This is a genomic window from Halomonas stenophila, from assembly GCF_014192275.1.
Lineage (GTDB): Bacteria > Pseudomonadota > Gammaproteobacteria > Pseudomonadales > Halomonadaceae > Halomonas > Halomonas stenophila.
Window position 1 is genome coordinate 215,228 of record NZ_JACHXR010000002.1, and the last position, 18,247, is coordinate 233,474.

Below are 18,247 nucleotides of genomic sequence, written 5' to 3' on the forward strand. Positions count from 1 at the left end.
GGCCCGAAGCGTGCGTTCGGCACCGGTACGGCACGGAGCAGGGACCGTGAGGGGCCCAGCCGTTGCCCGGCGTCCTTCACGGGCGACGCAAGGCGCCGGGTCACGCCATTCAAGGCCGCATGCGACTGGCCGCGGTCGGCATCGCGAGATGAGGGGGCTCGATCAGCCCCCCATGAGCTCCCGACAGCGCCGGCGCAACGCCCGGCCCTCCTCGGAGTCCGCCAGGCCCGGTCGATCGAGACGCTGGAAGAGGTAGGTAAAGCCCACCACGCCGAAGCGCTGGGCCTGGCTGCCACCGGCAAGGCGTTCGGCGGTATCGCCCGGCAGGCCGCGCATCAGCAGGGCGAGATCGCCGCCGATGGGCAGGTAGCCCCAGCGGTCCCAGTCGATCAGCGCGATCTCGCCTCGCTCGGCATCCACCAGCACGTTCTCGCGATGCAGATCACCGTGTGACAGCACCCTCGGCAGGCGTCTCAGCCGGGCCAGCAGCCAGAGCAGGAAGCGCCGCTCGCCCCGGGCGCGATCCCAGCGCAGGGCATCGCCCAAGGCCCGACGAAGCAGCCGATTGAGCAGGGAGCGTCGGCGGCCGGCACGGCTCGGCAGGCTCGCGCGATACTGCGCTCCGAATCGCTGCAGGCGCTCCAGCTCGCCCATCACGGCCGGCAACCAGGCCTCCCAGCCCGGGCCGTGCCAATCCAGCGGTCGCCCCGGGAAGCAGTCGAAGATCAGCGCCTGTCGCCTGCCAAGCCTCAAGCTCTGGTGCAGGGCCGGGCAGGCAACCCCGGCGGGGGCCAGCACTCGCTCATGGAAGCGCTGCAGGTGAGCGGCATCGCGAGGCGCGACGCCGAAACGCGCCACCCTCGAGCCTTCACCGGCCTCCAGCTTCACCGCCGCCACCTGGCCGGGCTGGCCGAACAGCGGCCGGAAGCGCTTCAGGGACAGCTGTCCGGCGAGCGCCGCGATCTCGGCATACTCTGGGTGGCGGGCAGCCAGCGACACCGGCAGCCAGCCCCCGCTCTCCCGAGGCAGGTAAAGCCAGGGGCTATGGCGCAGCGGCCTGCCCTGCGGCGTGGTCACCCGGACGATATCCCCACTCTCGAGAGACAGCGAGGCGCGAAAACCGACGCGGCCATCGGCCGACAGCCCCGCCGCCTGCACATCGGGCCGCCTGTTCGCACAGGGGACGCTGCCAATCGAGGCGCCGTTGATCGATACCAGCACCCAGGGGGCGAGGCTCCAGCCGGCGACTCCCCCGGCCCACACGCGATCGACATAGCCGTTCACTGATGACATGGCCGCGCTACCACCGCTTGACCATGTGCGTCAGCTCGCGATCGCGCAGCCAACTCGCTCGCAGCGGCCATCGGCGCCGTCGGTACGCCTCGTAGCCCAGCGACGCATAGAAGGCCTCGGCCCGCGGGTTATTGCCCCACACCTCCAGGTCCGCCTGCCGCACCTCATGCTGAGCCAGCAGCTCCAGCCAGCGCTCCAGCAGCCGCCTGCCGAGGCCCCGAGAGCGGAACCGCTCATCGATGATGATGCGGTAGAGATAGGCTTCGAAGCGTCGGAAACGCCACTGTACCAGCTGGTACAGCGCCCAGCGCCAGGCCGCGTTGCTCGCCCCGAACTCGGCGCGCAGCTCGGCAAGCGACAGACGGTGCGGCCCCTCGCCGCGCAGATAGAACTGCAGGTAGCCGGCCACCTCGCCGTCCACTGCGACAAACAGGATCCGCTGCCAGTTCACCCCACCGGCCAGCAACCGCCGCCGCTGATAGGCCCTGCCCAGCAGCGGCCGCAAGAACGACGGCGAGCTCGCTGCCAAGCGACGCTCCTCGGGGCTTGCCGCCTCATCTCCCGCCACCTGATAGGTCACCACTCCCTGGCTCATCCCTCACACCTTAGCCTGAGGCGTCATCTCCCGGGTGATATCACCGCTGGGACATTACCTGCCCCCGGCCTTGCGGCCCATTTCATTCGATCCGAGTCGTGACACAGCGCGCGATTCGCCTCATCGGATCGATCGACGTGTCTCGACCGTCGCCATTCCCGTGACGATCGGCCAGGTCCCACCGGCTGCTAGAACCGGTAGGACAGACTGGCCTGAACAGCGGAGAACTCCGTATCACTGCTGCCGATGACGGTCCTGCCATCGAGGCTGACGTCCAGGTTGTCGGCCAGTTCGTGGGCGGCACCGATCTTCAGCTCGGTGCGCTTGTCGTCATCGTCCAGCACTTCGGCGCTATCGTCGAAGTTGGCGGTGACATCGTGATGATGGATCAGGCTGCCGTAGAGTCGACCCGTGGCGAAGTCGGTACTCAGCGTGGCGCCGGCGAAGACCTCGCCGAGTTCGATGCCATAGTCGCTGGTGGAGCCCAGGTAGGCACCCTCGATGTCATCCTTCATGTAGGCGCCCCCGGCGGTGATACCGAACAGGAGGTTGTTGACCTCGGGCAGGAAGTAGGTGCCCGCTGCCCGCCCACCCCAACGGTGGCCATCGAGCGCCACGGGGTCCGGCTGATAGCTGGCACGGCTGCTGCCGTCGAGGTCCTGGTACATCAGGATACCGTCGAGTACCAGGTCGCCATCGGCCAGGGACACGGCACCGTAGGGGGCGATGAGGTTACCACCCAGGTCGGTATTCAGGCGTCCGCGCTTGCTGTCGATCTCGACCTCGCCATGACCCAGGGCGACACCGGCGAGCAGCTTGTCCCCTTTCCAGTCCACGCCCACCATGGAGACGGAGCCTTCACCGTCATAGTCGGTGTTGCCCGCCTGACCCTGCATGTCGCTGTATTCGTGAGAGACCCAGGCGTTGCGGCCGTTCACGCGGTCGACGCGGCCGTCCTGATGCGGATGCATGGAGGCGTCGATCTGGTTGGCGATGATGCCGAAATTCTTCGCCACGGCCTGCTTCTGGGCGCTGCGCAGGGCCATGTCGACGTCGAGCAGCCCCAGGCCGGCGGCGATGTCGTTGGCCTCGCTGGTGGTGAGGCTATTGAGGGCGCGATCGTCGAGCAGGACATTGCCATCGGCGTCTCGTATCGTGATCGGCGTGCTGGCCGAGAAGTCGCTGACGGTAGTCCCTTCGGGCAATTCGATCGTGAACGGCTCGCCATTGAGCACGACATCGAAGCTATCGAAGGGGGGGGCTGCATCCGGCGAGGCCCCCCGGCTCAGGGTCAGCGGACGCGAGGCGACGGTGGTGGAGACGGCGAAAGGGGCGGGATCACCGGACGCCTGATTGAGGCTTGCCAGGCTCGGGGCACTGGTGCTGAGGGTGGCCGGAGCGTCGTCGATCAACAGCGTCGCGCTGCTGTCGTCGAGCAGCTGTGACAGGGGCGTGGTGCCATCGGGTGAGCTGATCGCCAGGGTGGAGCCATCTGTCAACATGATGGTGCCGCTGGTCGCGTCCTGGGCCGATTCGCCGTCATCGGGGTCGACGCCGATTCCCGCGATGCCCTGATTCATTCGAATGAGCGATGGCAGACTGAAATCCTGTGCCGAGGCGAGGCCATGGAACAGGGCGCCTGCAAGCCCAATGACGGTGACAAGCTGTTGCTTTTTCATGTCAATTCCCTTTGCTCATGGGACAGTGTTCAAGTGGTGTCAAGCGGGGTCGATGCGTCTTTCAGCATTTTCGTGAGGGTGTGAAGCGTGGTGTCGATCTGCCGTCGCGTGTGGTCGCAGCAGAGGAAGAAGCGGAGTCGCGCGCTCTTCTCGGGCACGGCCGGATGCAGGATCGGCTGCACGTTGATGCCCTGCTCGAACAGGCCATGGGAGAGTCGGGCGGCGAGCGGTGAGTTGCCGACGATGACGGGCACCACGGCCGCACCGATGCTGTGTCCGGTGTCGAGGCCCAGGTCTCGGGCCTGCTCGAGGAAGTAGCGCGAGATCTCGTGCAGCCGAGCCACCCGCTCGGGTTCCTGCTGCATCAGCGTGAGGGCCTCGAGGGCGGGAGCTGCCACCTGGGCGGGCAGGCCGACACTGTAGAGGAAGCCGGGGGCCAGGTAGCGCAGGGTCTCCACCAGTGCTCGGCAGCCTGCGATGTAGCCGCCGCAGCCGGCCAGGCTCTTGCTCAGGGTGCCCATCCAGATGTCCACCGCGGTGCTATCCAACTGGAAATGCTCACGCAGCCCCAGTCCATGCTCGCCCAGCACGCCGAAGGAGTGTGCCTCGTCGACCATCAGCCACGCCTGGTGGCGTTGCTTGAGCTCGATGAAGCGCGGCAGGTCGGGCACGTCGCCGTCCATGCTGTAGAGGCCTTCGATGACGATCAGCACGCGTTCGAACTGGTGGCGGTGCCGGGTCAGCAGGGCATCCAGGGCGTCGGTGTCGTCGTGCGGGAAGGCAATCCGCCTGGCGCCGGCGAGCTGGGCTCCCATCAGGGTACTGTTGTGGATGTACTCGTCGTGGAGGACGAGATCCTTGGGCCCCAGCAGGTAGCCGAGGGTGGAGACATTGGTGGCATGACCGCTGACGAAGGCCACGGCGTCCTCGGCCCGGTAGGCGCTGGCCAGCGCCTGCTCCAGCTGGCGGTGGACGGGACGTTCGCCCGAGACGACGCGGCTGGCGGAGACCGAGGTGCCGTAGCGGGCCACGGCGTCGCAGGCGGCTCGATTGACCCGCGCGTCGCCTGAGAAGCCCAGGTAGTTGTAGCTGGAAAAGTTGAGGCACTCGCGCCCGCCGATCACTGAGCTGGCGCCGGCGTTGCCGTCATGCACCTTGAAGAAGGGGTCCGTCAGGCCGAGCCTGCGGGCCCCTTCGCGCATCATGGCGATCTGCTGGTAGCCGGGGTGGGCGTCAAAGCGAATCAGGTGTTCGGACACGTCGGTGGGCGGGGCGGCATTCTGCTCGCCCTCCGTTGGCCGGGCGACGGGCGGCGCGGGCCGCCGACGCTTGCGGGCCTGGGACAGCAACTGTTGCCTGAGGTCGGCACGGGGGTCGTGGGGAGCACTCATTCAAGGGTCTCCTTGGCAATGTCGGGCGTTGCCATGATCTCGTCCGCGTCGTGACGGGCGGCCAGAGAGGCCAGTTCGTCATCCCCGTCGGGCTCGCTACCCTGCTGCAGCTTCTGTATCAGCACGCCGGCCAGCTTGTCGAGGGTCGAGGCCTCGCTGAGCACCATCACCGGCACCTGGATGTCCAGTCGCGATTCGATGGCGGTCATCAGCTCCACGCCCATCAGGGAATCGAAGCCCATCTCGTAGACCGAGCGGTGCACGTCGATCTTGTCCTCCTCGATCAGCAAGATACCGGCGAGCTCGGCGCGCAGCAGGTGGGTCACGGCGCCATGCAACTCCTCGGGCGGCAGCTCGGCGAACAGGGCGGCGACGCTGTCGCTGCCGTCGTCGGCCTGGCCGTCGTCATCGGCTTGGCGGGCGATCTCCTGGAAGCGCGGTGCCGCGGCGGTGGGCAGGAAGCGGGACAGCGCCCCCCAATCGAGCTCGAGCACGCCGAGGCTCGGGCCGCCCAGGTGATCGTCGTGGTGCACCAGCAACTGCTCGAGCACGCGCAGGGCGTCCTCGGAGCGCAGTGCCGATCCGCCCAGACGCTCCTGCAGGGCGTCGCGGGTGCGGGTATTGCGGGCCAGGAAGCCGGCGTCCTCGATGGCGCCCCAGCGCAGGCAGGTGGCCGGCAGTCCCCGGGCGCGGCGACTGGCCACCAGGGCCTCGAGCCAGTGGTTGGCGGCCACGTAGTTGGCCTGGCCGGGGTTGCCGAACAGGGTGGTGGCCGAGGAGTAGAGCACGAAGAAATCCAGCGGCGCGTCGCGGGTCAGGGCATCCAGATGGCGGGCGCCGTCGATCTTCGGGGAGAGTACGCGGCGGATGCGTTCGCCGTCCAGGTTGCGAATCAGACCGTCGTCGATGACGGTGGCGGCGTGCACCACACCGCGCAGCGGAGGCATCCGTTCGCGGCACTCGGCCAACAGCCTGGCCAGGGCCTCGCGGTCGGTGATATCGCAGGCGGCGGCCTCGACCCGAACGCCTTCCTTGCGCAGCGCGGCCACGCCGGCCTTGGCCTCCTCCGAGGCCGCGCCGCTGCGGCCGACGAGGATCAGGTGGCGGGCACCGCGGCTGGCCAGCCACCGAGCGGTCTTCAGGCCGAAGCCGCCGAGGCCGCCGGTGATCAGGTAGCTGGCCGCGGCGGGCAGGGCCAGGGTGTCGTTGGGCAGGGGGGCGGCATGACGGGCCGGCGCGAGCGCCTGCTCGTGGGTCACCACCACCTTGCCGATCTGGCGGGCCTGCTGCATGTAGCGGAAGGCCGCCACCACCTGCTGGGTGCCGAAGGCGGTGTAGGGTAGCGGGCTCAGGGTGCCGTCGTGGAACAGCCCCATCATTTCGCTGAACAGCTGGCGGGTCAGCTCAGGCTGCGCCTTCATCAGTTGATCGGAGTCGATGCCGAAATAGCTGAGGTTGTTGCGAAACGGCCGCAGGCCGATGTGGGTGTTCTCGTAGAAGTCGCGCTTGCCGAGCTCGAGGAAGCGGCCAAAGGGGCGCAGCGCCCTGAGGTTCTGATTGATCGCCTCGCCGGCCAGCGAGTTGAGCACCACGTCGACCCCCTGGCCCCCGGTCTCCTCGAGGATCTCCTCGGCGAAGGTCAGCGAGCGCGAGTCGTAGAGCCGCTCGATGCCCATCAGACGCAGGAAGTCGCGCTTCTCGTCGGAGCCCACGGTGGCGTGGATCTCGGCGCCCAGCCACTGGGCGATCTGGATGGCGGCGATGCCAACCCCGCCGGCGGCGCCGTGGATCAGCACCTTCTCGCCGGGGGCGAGTCGTGCCAGGTGCTTCAGCGCGTAGAAGACGGTGAAGAAGGTGGTGGGAATGGTGGCGGCGGCGGCGAAGCTCACCCCCTGGGGGATCGGGGCGATGGAGTCCCGGCTGGCGATCAGCCGGTCGCTGAAACTGGCAGGACCGAAGCCCACCACGGCGTCACCCACGGCGATGCCCTCGACACCGGGGCCAATGGCCCCGACGATGCCGGAGAACTCCAGCCCCAGGGTGGGACCGGCGAAGCCGTTCTCGATCGCCTCGTCGGAGAGCAGGCCGAGGGTGTACATGACGTCGCGGAAATTGAGGCCGGTGGCCTGGACGTCGATCTCCACCTCGCCGGTGCCCGGCGGGGACAGCGGGGTGGGGGTCCAGGTCAGGTTGCGCAATTGGCCGGGCAGCGGAAAGCCGAGCGTCAAGGTGCTGCGCCGGTCGTCGCTGTCGCTCGCGGTGCCGGGAGCCGGCAGGGTGCGCAGCCGAGGGGCAAGGCGGTGTCCCGCGGCGTCGATGACGATTTCCGTCTCGGCGTCCGGAGCGGTGAGCTCGATGAGCAGGGCGTCGAGCACGGCGTCGGTGAGGGCGTCACCGGCCGGCAGGTCGAGCAGGCGTACCGTATAGCCGCCGGCCTCGTTGGCCAGCGAGCGGCCGAAGCCCCAGAGGGCGGCGTCGGCGGTGACATGCTCGGTATCGGCTCTGGCCGCGTCCTGCCACATGGCCGCGACGCCTTGGGTGACCAGCCATAGGTCAGCCTGGTCGCCGAGCGGCTCCAGGTCCGCTGGCCAGCGGGCAGCCTGTTCGCAACGCGCGCCCAGGCGGCGCAGGTCGACGATCGTGGTGGGGACGAGGCCGGTTGCGTCGAAGGTGGTGACCACCCTGGCGCTATGGCCGCGGTCCTCGAGCCCGGCGGTGAGCCGCTCGGCCAGGGGGCGGCTGGCGTCGTCGGTGACCAGCTGGAAGATCCAGCCCGGGGGAGGCGGCGCGGCGGCCGGTGTCGTGGCAGCAGGCATCCGGGCATGCAGCAGGTAGGCGCCGCGTGCGTCCTCCTCCAGCGGGATCGGCTGGAGGTCGGTGGCCCCCAGGGCCTCGAGCTGGGCCATGACGTCGGCCAGCTCGGTGGCGTACAGGGGGGTGCCGTTGTCCTCCAGACCAGGGGTCGCCAGCAGGGTGTCGAGCCAGGTGCTGGGGTGCAGGCCCAGCAGCAGGAGCTGTGCGCCGGGTGCCAGACGCTGGGGCAGGACGTCGAGCAGGCGCCGGGCGCGCACGCGGTGGCCGATCTCGAGGCTGACCAGGGCGAGCTGGGCCGGCATGGCATGCTCGTCCAGGGCGTCGAGGCGCTCGATATCGATCAGCGGATGGCGTTCCCGGAGCTGCTCGGCCTGGTGCCAGGAGGCGTCGTCCACTGCCAGGAGGCGGTAGTCGCAGCGGTCGGGATCGAGCAGGTCGCAGAGCCGCTCGCCGAGTGTCGGGGCGCTGGGTCCGGCCTCCAGCAGCCGCAGGCGCTGTCCGTTGGGCAGGCCGGCGAGAATCCCGGGCAGGACGTCGTGCAGTACGCCGGCCAGGGCCTGCCAGCCGGCGTTGCCCACCAGTTGATGGTTGAGCCGGGCAAGGGAACCGGCGGCGAGGCCAAGGGTGGCGGCGGTCTCGCGGCCGTCGAGCAGCGCCGGCAGGTGCAGCCCGAAGCGGCCGAGGCGCTGGATCGGGGCGAAGTAATCGGGGTAGTCGCGGACCAGCAGCTGCCAGATGGTGGCGGCGTCCACGCTCGCCTGGTCGTCGCCGAGCGCCCATCCCGAGTCGGTTTCCACCAGCCGGTCGGCGTTGCCGAGCAGGCGCAACAGCTGGTCGAGCAGCCGCTGGGTGCCGAGACGGGCGCGGCACAGCTCGCGATAGCGGGCGTGGCTGAGTCGCTCGCCGCCGGCCAGCTCGCGCAGGGCCTGGGCGGCGAAGGCCTCCATCAGGCTATCGAGCAGCGGATCGACCTCGCCGGCGAGCCGCCGTCCGGTGCGGGCGGCGAAGTCGTCGATCAGACGCGGCACGGCGGCGTGCAAGGGGGCCAGGTCAAAGGCGTCGGCGGCGGTCTCGCGCGGGGCCGGGGTGAGCTGCACGTCCAGGTAGCTGAAGCGCTGGTGATGCTGGCGCTTGAGGCGCACCGCCTTGAAGCGGGTCTCGCTGAGCACCGCCACGGCACGTCCCAGGGCGTCGTAGAGCTCGAAATCGGCGGTGAAGGAGTGCGGCGCGCGCTTGTACAGGCGAGCGTGGGCGAGGGCGGGCACGCCGCCTCCGGGCAGGACCTGCAGGCGGCCGACGCGCACCGGCACGAAGGCCATGCCCGTGTCGTGCAGCCCCTCGCGGGCCAATAGCGGAATGAACAGCTGGAAGGCGCTGTCGAGGATGCCGGGGTGCAGGTGCAGGGCATCGAGTCCCGTGGCGATCGCCTCGGGTAGCGCGATCTCGCCGATCACGCTGTCGCCCTCGATCCAGCTGCGGGCGATGGCCTGGAAGGCAGGGCCGTAGTGGAGCCCGATCCGCTCGGCCATGGCCAGGTGATCTTCCAGCGTGACGTCGGGGTCGCGCGCGGGACGCGCCGGGGCCTGGCGGCGCAGCAGGAAGCCGCGGCTCTGCTCCATGACTCGCGCCACGGCGTTGAGTTGCCAGTCGCTGCCGGTGACCGGCTCGCGAGAGTGGATCGTCAGGCGGCCGTCCTCCGGCTGGACCTGGAGGCGCATGCGGCGGCCGTTGGCGGTGTCGAGCAGCAGCGGGGCGCGGATCTCGAGGTCCTCGATGTCGACCAGCGGCTGCTCCTTGCCGTGACGGGCGGCGGCCAGCGCCAGTTCCACGAAGCCGGCACCGGGGAAGATGGCACCTTCGCCGACCACATGGTCGGCCAGCCAGGGTAGACGGCCGGTGTCGAGCTGGCTCTCCCAGGCGTGGCTCTGTTGGGCGAGGCGGTAGCCGAGCAGTGGGTGCTCGTAATAGCGGTTGAGCAGGCCCTGGCCGTCGGCAGTGCCCTGGACCCAGTAGCGCTCGCGCTGCCAGGGGTAGCGCGGCAGGTCGACGAGGCGGCCTTCCACCGGGAGCCAGCGGCGGGTGTCCACGGCGATGCCGGAGAGCAGTGCCTGGCCGATTGACTGGGTCATGCAGTGTTCGGCGGGTCTGTCGCGCTCCAGGGTCGCGATCACTCGCCCGTCGCGTTCGCGGTCGCGCAGGGCGTCGCTGAGGTAGCGGCGCAGGATCGGGTGCGAGCCGATCTCGAGGAAGGTGTTGATGCCCTCGTCGATCATCGCTTCGATGGCAGATGCGAAACGCACCGGTTGACGGATGTTGTGCCACCAGTAGTCGGCGCCCAGTTCGCCGCCGTCGAGCGCGGCGCCGGTGACGGTGGAGAGGAAGGGCAGCCTGGTGGCGCGCGGGCGGATGCCGGCCAGGGCGTCGATCACGCCGGCCTCGATGGGATCCATGGCCGGGCTGTGGAAGGCGTAATCCAGCGGCAGCCGCGTGGCGAAGATGCCCCGCTCGCTCAGTGTCGCCTCGAGGCGGCCGAGGCCCTCGGGATCGCCGGCCAGGGTGACGCCGCGGGCGCTGTTGATGCCGGCCAGGTGGACGCCCTGGTAGTCGGGACGTGCCAGCCACTCGGCGATCTCGGTGGCACCCAGCGCCACGGCGCTCATCTCGCCTTGGCCGCGGGTCTGGCCCTGGTAGTAGCTGCGGTAGTAAATGACCTTGACGGCGTCGGCCAGGTCGAGCGCCCCACAGGCCCAGGCTGCGGCCACTTCGCCGACGCTGTGGCCGGCCACGGCGCGGGGCTCGATGCCGTGGTCGCGGAGCACGGCGGTGAGCCCCACCTGGACGGCGAACAGCGCCGGCTGGGCGATCTCGGTGCGTGCGAAGCGGGCCTCTCCCCCCCTTGCCAGGTCGTTGGCACCCTCGAGTTCGGCGCGCAGCGAGAAGTCGCTGTACCCCTGGAACAGGGCATCCACCTCGTCCACTGCGGCGGCGAAGGTCGCGGAGCTGGCCAGCAGGTCGCGTCCCATGGTCCCCCACTGGCAGCCGTTGCCGGTGTAGACGAAGGCCGGCCCCTGCGCGTTGTCGAGGCGTTGGCCCAGGGCCAGCCCGCCGGGCACCTCGTCGGCCTCGGGGTCGGCGTAGGCGGCGAGGAGCCGGGCCGCCTCCTGCTTGCTTTCGGCGAACAGCAGGGCGCCGTCGCGATGGTGCTCGCGGCGGTGGTGGAGGGTATGGGCGATGTCGTAGAGGTCGTCGTCGCTCTCGGTCAGCCACTCGGCGAGCTGGCCCGCCATGGTCTTGAGGGCCGGCTCGCCGCGGGCCGACAGGCGCAGCGGCAGCGCCCTGCCGGGTGTCACGGGGGCACGGGCCGGCGCCTCGGGAGGGCTCTCCAGGATGACGTGGGCGTTGGCGCCGCCGAAGCCGAAGGAGTTGACGCCGATCACCAGGCGGCCCTCGGGCTTGAGTGACTGGGCCCGGGTGACCACGCGCAGGTTCCAGTCGTCGAGCCTGATGCGCGGGTTGAGCTTGCGGATGCCGATGGTGGCCGGCACCTCGCGGTGCCGGAGGCTGTAGAGTGCCTTGGCCAGGCCGGCCACCCCGGAGGCGGTCTCCAGGTGACCGAGGTTGCTCTTCACCGAGCCGATGGGCAGCGGCTCACGACGCCGCTTGGCGAGGGCCTCGCCGATGGCGCGGGTCTCGATGGGGTCGCCGACCGGGGTGCCGGTGCCGTGGGCCTCCAGGTAGTCGATCTCGTCGGGGGAGATGCCGGCCTGCTGATAGACCTGACGCATCAGGGCGATCTGGGCGCTGGGATTGGGTACGGTCAGGCCCGACTTGTGGCCGTCGGTGTTGACCGCGGAACCGGCCACCACGGCGAGAATGCGGTCGCCGTCGGCCACCGCCTTGTCGTATTCCTTGAGCAGGAAGAGGCCGGCGCCTTCGGAGCGCACGTAGCCGTCGCCGGCTTCGTCGAAGACCTGGCAGCGCCCGCTGGGCGAGAGCATGCTCGACTTGGTGAAGATGATGAAGCCGTAGGGGTGCAGGTGCAGGCTGACACCGCCGGCCAGGGCCATGTCGGTCTCGCCGCTGCGGATCGCCTGGCAGGCTTGGTGGAAGGCGACCAGCGAGGAGGAGCAAGCGGTGTCCAGCGACATGCTGGGGCCGTGCAGGTCGAACAGGTAGGAGAGCCGGTTGGAGGCGATGCTCGAGGTGTTGCCGGTGGCCGAGGAGGCGTCGATGGCGCCCAGGTCGTCGGCGAATCGGTAGGAGTAGTCGAGGCTGGCGAGGCCGACGAAGACGCCACACTGGCTGCCGCGCAGTTGCGAGGGTGCCACGCCGGCGCTCTCCATGGCTTCCCAGGCCAGCTCCAGCAGCAGGCGCTGCTGGGGGTCCATGTGGGCAGCCTCGCGGGGCGAAATGCCGAAGAAGGCGGCGTCGAAGCCGCTGATGTCACCCAGGCTGCCGGCGGCGAAGGTGACGCTGGTGCCGGGGTGGCGCTTGTCGGGGTGCTGGTGGGCCGCCTGGCTCCAGCGATCCTCGGCAACCCGGGTCACCAAGTCTTTTTCGGCCTGAAGATCCTGCCAGAACGTCTCGGGCGTGGTGCCGGGGAAACGGTGGGCGGCACCAATGATGGCTACGCGTTTAGTCATTCTTGCTCCTGATGGTGCTGGATCTTCCCTGCAGTCGTGCTGTTCGGTTGTCTTATCGGGTGTCGTGCGGCAGCCACCGCGAGGAGTGTCTCCTGCAGCAGTGGCCCCAGGTCGGCAATATGCCGCTCCTGTGGAGGCGTCCGGGTGTTGGCCTGGGGCGACCAGATCGCATAGTGCGTGTGGCCGTCCGGTATTCCGAAGCAACGGTAGGCCGGAGGAATGATGGGCACATGGTCGCCATACCAGGCCAGCAGGCTGGGGCGCGAGTACGCGCTCATGGCGCGGTGCAACCTGGCGATCATGCGGTCGGCGTTCACCAGATGGCGCAGGTAGATCGCCAGGTCGTCGGTCGCTTCCGGGCGTGCCTCGGGGGCCGCCAGCAGCGCGTAGGCGTCGTCGGGAACCGGGCGCTCGAGGTGCAGGGGGCCGTGATTCTCCATGGTGATCACGAAGATGAACAATGGTCTGTCGTCCGCGCCTGCCAGCAGCGCTTCCACCTTCTCGGCCACGGCCAGGTCACCGATATACTGGCCATCGCGGTCGCTGGGCTCGAAGTCCGCGATGTCGAGGAAGCGTTCGAACCCGAGCCGTGGCATGACGCGGTCGCGAAAGTAGAAACTGGCGGGGTAGGGGTGCACGCAGACGGTGTGGTAGCCGAGATGTCGGAGGTTGGCCACCAGGTTAGGCAGGTCTCGACGGGCCAGCTGGCGATAGGGGTTGAAGCGATGGATGCCGAGCCGTGACTCGTCGAGGCCGGTGAGAAAGGCGCACTCGGTACGTACGGTGTTGGCACCCCAGGCGGGCACCCGCAGACGACCGTGATGCAGGGCCGCGGCACACAGGGCATCGAAATGAGGAAGGAGGTCACGGCGTACGCGAGGGCACCAGTCGCGGGGATCGAAGAAGGACTCGCTCTGTACCACCACCAGGTCAGGCAGCCGTCCCTCGGCAGGCCTGTCGGGAAACGTGGCGAAAGGCGAGTCCAGGTGGTCGGTGTCCAGCGGCACCAGCGCTTGTCGGCCGTAGGCCCAGAGGGCGCCGAACAGGCCGAGGCGGGAGAGGTCCCGCTGCGGCTCCAGCGTTGCCGGGGGCAGGTGGCGCAGGCCCACCCAGAGCAGGAGCAGGGCGACCGACAGCAGGGTGGCGACGGCCCGCAGCAGGGGGCCGCTACCCTGGCGGGTTACCAGCGAGGGTTCCAGCCACAGGAAGGCGGCGATGGCCAGGGCACCAGCGGCGCCGGCGGCGAGGGCCAGGCCGATACCGAAGAAGGGCACGTAGAGCCGGGGATGACGCAGGGCGTCGAGAAAGTATTCGAAGTCCTGGCAGATGAAGGGCTCGTTCAGGGTCTGTGACTTGGTGTTGCTGGACTGCACCACCACCAGCTGCAGTGCGGCGACGAAGCCGGCGGCGAACCAGGGACGCTGCAGCATCAGCAGGAAGAGGGCGAACAGCAGCGTCCAGCTGCCCAGGTGCACGACCGGCGATGCCCAGGGGCGCCGCCAGAACGCGGGCACGGCGGGACGCAGCAGGGCCTCGATGGCGATGGTGAGCCCGAGCCCGGCCAGGAAGGGCAGCCAGAGGGTGGCGATCATGGGCAATGACTCCCGTAGCCCATCAGGCGAAGCAGGCGCTGAGAGACGGTGGCCGGCAATACGGCCAGCCACCAGCAGCCGATATTCAGCAAGAGGGGGAAACCAATGCGCGCCCGGTTGCCTGCCACACCGGTCCGGATGCGTCGAGCGGCCCGCTCGGGGGGCCAGAGCCAGGGCTTGGGGCCTGGCATGGCGTGGCACATGGCGGAGCGGACATAGCCCGGCATGACCACGCTGACGCCGACCCCAAAGGGGGCCAGGTGGCCTCGCAACCCCTCGCCATAGGCCTTGATACCGGCCTTGCTGGCGCTGTAGCCGGGGGTGACGGGGAGACCGTGCCAGGCGGCCAGCGAGCTGATGAGCACGAGCTGGCCACTGCCGCGTCTGGCCATGCGGGGGGCCAGGACGCTGGCCATGGCCATGGGAGTGCGCAGGTTGATGGCCAGCAGGTCGCTGACCTCCTGCCAGGGTTCGAGGTCGCCATGGGAGCCCACCTGGGTATTCTTGCCGGCGTTGGCGATGACGATGTCGGGCAGATACCGAGTGGCCAGGGCCTCCAGCCAGGGGTGCAGCTGCTCGTCGTCGGTGAGGTCGATGCGGGAGAGCTCGACCTCGGCGCCCCGCTCGCGGCATTCGGCAGCGAGGGTATCGAGCACCTCTCGGCGGCGACCGTGCAGTATCAGGCGCGTGCCGGGGGAGGAGTAGTCCCGCGCCAAGGCACCACCGATGGCACCGGTGGCGCCGGTGATCAGGACAGTGCGTGATATCGCCACGAAGTCCTCTCTGGGCGCTTCCAGGGGCTGCGGTTCGACGGTGTTCATGACAGGGCTCGCCCGACTTCTGCTGGCTTTCGCTTTACTGCTGGCTCGCGCGCGCTGTCTTGCGACAGCAGACGTTCCAGAGGCGAGCGCTCGGCCTCGAGCGCTTGCACGGCATTCGCCACGGCCAGGTCGATGCCGGGTCGGCAGTAGAAACCGCCATTGAGTTGAACGGTGTGCATGACCGTATCTCGGAAGCAGCGAAAGAGTTCGGCACTCGGTGGGGGGGGACGTTGCCAGAATTCGTCCAGACTGCCCTGGAAGGTCAGGCCGGCCATGTTGTAGATGGGGTCGCTCAGGGCCAGGGTTGGCAGGGTGTGCTCCAGGGAGACGATGCCGACGGTGCTGTTGACGGTGATGGTCCCCGCTGCGCGCTTGAGCAGCTTGTTCAGGTCGCCCGACTCCAGGTAGACGGTGCGCCCCTCCAGACCGTAGACGCGTTCGAGCCGGGCGATGATGCGGGCATAGTCGACCAGGCCCATGTCCAGCGGATGGTTCTTGATGCACAGCAGGGCGTCGCCGGGGGCCTGCTCGGCGAAGGAGCCCATGACGTAGTCCAGCACCTCCTGCATGTCGGCGAACGGCGAGTGGTCGCGGATCTGGGCATCGCTGTTGAGCTGCAGCGGCAAGACGAAGTAGGGGTGCTTGCCTTCGGCCAGGGCTCGGATGCGTTGGGCGTCCCGTGGCTTCCAGAAGCGCAGCTGGGTGAAGCGCTTGAGGTAACCGGCATACTCCACCGGTGCGATGACAGGTGCGTGATTGCGATAATGGGGATAAAGCAGGGGGTTGCCCAGCCCGGCCAGGTGGTAGAGCACGTCATGGATGGCGCGCTCGCGAAAGGGAGTGCGGAAGCGTACCGGCTTGGGCAGCGGCGGGATCCGCTGGGCGGCGGCCTGGAACCACGCGGGGTCGCGGGGCAGCAGCGAGTGGCCGTTGACGCCTTCCCGCTCGAGGGTGATCCAGAAGGGACGGAAATAGCCTTCTTCGAAGACATGGGTACGGATGCCCATGGTCGGTGCGTCTTCGATGGCGGCTCGGTGCACGGGTCGGCGATCGCCGAAGACGATCTGGTCGGTGATGGCATGACGCTGCCAGAGGTCGGCGAGGAAGGCCGGTAGGGCCTCCAGGCGCTGGCGGAAGTGGTAGGTGTGGCCGATACCGCGTCGCCAGTAGGCCAGATCCCCGGCATTGACGTGTACCTTGACGACACGGTGGCCGTCGGCGGCTAGCTGGCCGGCGAGCCGCTGGTGGAACGGGGAACAGGCACCCTGCAGGAAGAGAAACGAGCGTCGTGGCAACTTCACGTCAATGTCTCCCCATGAACGCATTGCGGTACCAGCGGTAGAGGCGTGTCCGCCAGCCCAACTTCTGGCCTTCGGTCCGACGTTGCTCCAGCAAGGCAACGGTCGTCTCGACATTGCAGAACTGCCTTGTGCGAGGGTCCACGTAGATGGGGTAGAGGATCAGGGCCGCGGCGACCAGCGCATCCAGGGTGAGGCGCCGCCGGCGCCGTGGAGAGTGGCGATGGTCGCGGGTGAGGCCCCAGCCGGCATAGAAGGGCAGGCCGTAGGTGGTGACCTCACGCCCCCTGAGCAGGGCCTCGAAGCCGCTCAGCGAGCTGATGGTGTGGACCTCGTCGACCTGCTCCAGCAATTGGCTGATGTCGACCTCACCCACGTCGAGGTCATAGAGCGCCCGGTCGGCGGGGGCGAGATCGCCCAGGCGCGCCCCGGTGAGCACATCGGGATGTGGCTTGTAGAGGATGCAGGCTTCGGGGTTGGCCTGGCGCACGGCGGCCAGCAGGGCGGCGTTGGTGCGAATCTCGCCGGCGCCACGGGCGATGGAGGCGTCGGTTTCCACCTGGCCGGGCACCAGCAGACGCCGCCGGCCGTCGGCAGGCGGCAGAGCCTGGGCGCCGGCGACGTTGTACTTGGAGAGCCGCAGCCGTACCAGGCGCTCCCGTAAGGCGGCAGCACGAGTGAGCAACTCGGCATCGAACTCGCCATGCTCGAGCAGGTGTTCCAGGTCGCTGGGACGAGCGGGGTCGTAGTAGATGCCCCGCTGGTCGAGCACCAGCGAGAGAGGCCGGGCCAGGTCGACGCCCAGGCCCACCGAGCGGATGAAGCCGTCCTCCATGCGCCACAGCGGCACGCTGGCCCGTGCGCAGGCATCGTGCAGGCGGTCATCGACCCCGGTGGACCAGGACAGCAGGCGTTCACCGGGGCGCGCGTGCTCGAGGGCGGCGGGACCGCGGCGATGACGGCAGCGGGCTTCGTCGCCGAGGAAGTCGCCCACGAAGCCGCGCTTCCAGCCGGAGAACCCACAGGCGACCCAGTCCCCGGCCAGGCGCTCGCGCTGGCGACGCTGGTCGGTGATCAGCGCAATGGTGGCCTCCAGAGTGCTGGGCTGGCCGGTGTAGGGATTGGCGTAGCGGCAGTAGCCCAGGTAGGCGGCGGCGAACAGCTGCGCCAGGGAGCGCGTCAGACCACGCCGGGGACAGCTCTGACGGTCGTCGGTGAGTCCCCAACCGGCGAAGAAGGGGAGCCCGTGGCAGACCACGCGCTTGCCCGCCAGCAGGGCCTCGAAGCCGAGCTGGCTGGTGACCACGTGAACCGTCTCGACGGCATCGAACAGGGCCCAGGGATTGAGGTCTTCGGCGATCAGCCGGCAGCGGGGATGGTCGGCATGCGCCAGCAGGTGCCCGGTCTTCTTGCCGGCGATGACGTCGGGATGCACCTTGACCAGGATTTCGGCCTCGGGGTGCTCGCGCAAGGCACGCTCGAGCATCGCCGTGAAGGTCTCGGTCCCGGCGCCGCCATGGAGGATGGAGGCGTCGCCACGGGTCTGATCGACCACCAGCACTCGCGGATGTTCGCTGTCGGGCAGGGCGAGGTCCGGCGCGTGGTTGTATTTCGACAGCCGATGGTGGGCGATCAGCGCCATGCATCGGCGCGAGCGAGCGAGCTCTTCCGTGCTGAAATCGGCCGTCCGAATCAGTTCCTCCAGGTCGGAGGGACGAGACGCGTCGTAATAGATGCCTTGGGTGTCCACCACCAGGCTATGCGGCTGGAAGCCCGCGACGCCCAGTCCCAGCGAGCGCAGGAATCCGTCTTCCAGGGCGATGTAGGGTAGCCCGCGGTGCTCGGCGAGCTGGCGAGCGCGCTGAGCGGTGGACTTGAGGCCCCAGCCGATGATGGCATCGATGGCGGATCGAGGCAGAGTATCCAGCGAAGCAATACGCGCGAATTCCGGCAGGAAGGCCGGAAGCGTCGTCAGGCGGCCGATGCCGCGTGATATGTAGCCTGCGATGTGCCCTGCCATCGGCGTTCCCTGAGTGAAGACTCTCTGCCGTGTCTTGTGACGGCCATCGTACGAAAAAGGATTGCAAACTACGTGAAGTATTCGTTGTCTTCAATCCGCAT

The 18,247-nt window shown here is 68.9% G+C and carries 9 protein-coding genes; all 9 read right to left on the reverse strand.

Annotated features, from left to right (window positions below; translation table 11 throughout):
* Positions 1-162 precede the first annotated feature (162 nt).
* On the reverse strand, positions 163-1,293 hold the full coding sequence (locus FHR97_RS05010; RefSeq protein ID WP_183382678.1) for a phosphotransferase: 1,131 nt from the start codon (positions 1,291-1,293) through the stop codon (positions 163-165).
* Between the two features lie 7 nt (positions 1,294-1,300).
* Positions 1,301-1,888, reverse strand: coding sequence for a GNAT family N-acetyltransferase (locus FHR97_RS05015; protein ID WP_183382679.1), 588 nt, complete (start codon positions 1,886-1,888; stop codon positions 1,301-1,303).
* 188 nt (positions 1,889-2,076) lie between these two features.
* Positions 2,077-3,468 carry an autotransporter outer membrane beta-barrel domain-containing protein gene (locus tag FHR97_RS05020; RefSeq protein ID WP_183382680.1) on the reverse strand — a complete coding sequence of 464 codons (1,392 nt, stop codon included), beginning with the start codon at positions 3,466-3,468 and terminating at the stop codon, positions 2,077-2,079.
* A gap of 128 nt (positions 3,469-3,596) precedes the next feature.
* Entirely contained in the window at positions 3,597-4,958 is a 1,362-nt protein-coding gene (locus FHR97_RS05025; RefSeq protein WP_183382681.1) for an aminotransferase class I/II-fold pyridoxal phosphate-dependent enzyme, read from the reverse strand.
* Positions 4,955-12,415 carry a type I polyketide synthase gene (locus FHR97_RS05030; RefSeq protein ID WP_183382682.1) on the reverse strand — a complete coding sequence of 2,487 codons (7,461 nt, stop codon included), beginning with the start codon at positions 12,413-12,415 and terminating at the stop codon, positions 4,955-4,957. Before FHR97_RS05030 ends, FHR97_RS05025 begins: the two co-directional genes overlap by 4 nt.
* Positions 12,412-14,007, reverse strand: coding sequence for an LTA synthase family protein (locus tag FHR97_RS05035; RefSeq protein ID WP_183382683.1), 1,596 nt, complete (start codon positions 14,005-14,007; stop codon positions 12,412-12,414). The genes FHR97_RS05030 and FHR97_RS05035 overlap by 4 nt, the downstream gene beginning before the upstream one ends.
* On the reverse strand, positions 14,004-14,828 hold the full coding sequence (locus tag FHR97_RS05040) for an SDR family NAD(P)-dependent oxidoreductase (RefSeq protein WP_183382684.1): 825 nt from the start codon (positions 14,826-14,828) through the stop codon (positions 14,004-14,006). Before FHR97_RS05040 ends, FHR97_RS05035 begins: the two co-directional genes overlap by 4 nt.
* A complete protein-coding gene (locus FHR97_RS05045) occupies positions 14,825-16,129 on the reverse strand; it encodes a capsule biosynthesis protein (protein ID WP_343065553.1) in 1,305 nt (434 codons plus the stop codon). Before FHR97_RS05045 ends, FHR97_RS05040 begins: the two co-directional genes overlap by 4 nt.
* Before the next feature lies 1 nt (position 16,130).
* Entirely contained in the window at positions 16,131-18,146 is a 2,016-nt protein-coding gene (locus FHR97_RS05050) for a capsular polysaccharide biosynthesis protein (RefSeq protein WP_183382686.1), read from the reverse strand.
* Positions 18,147-18,247: the final 101 nt, after the last annotated feature.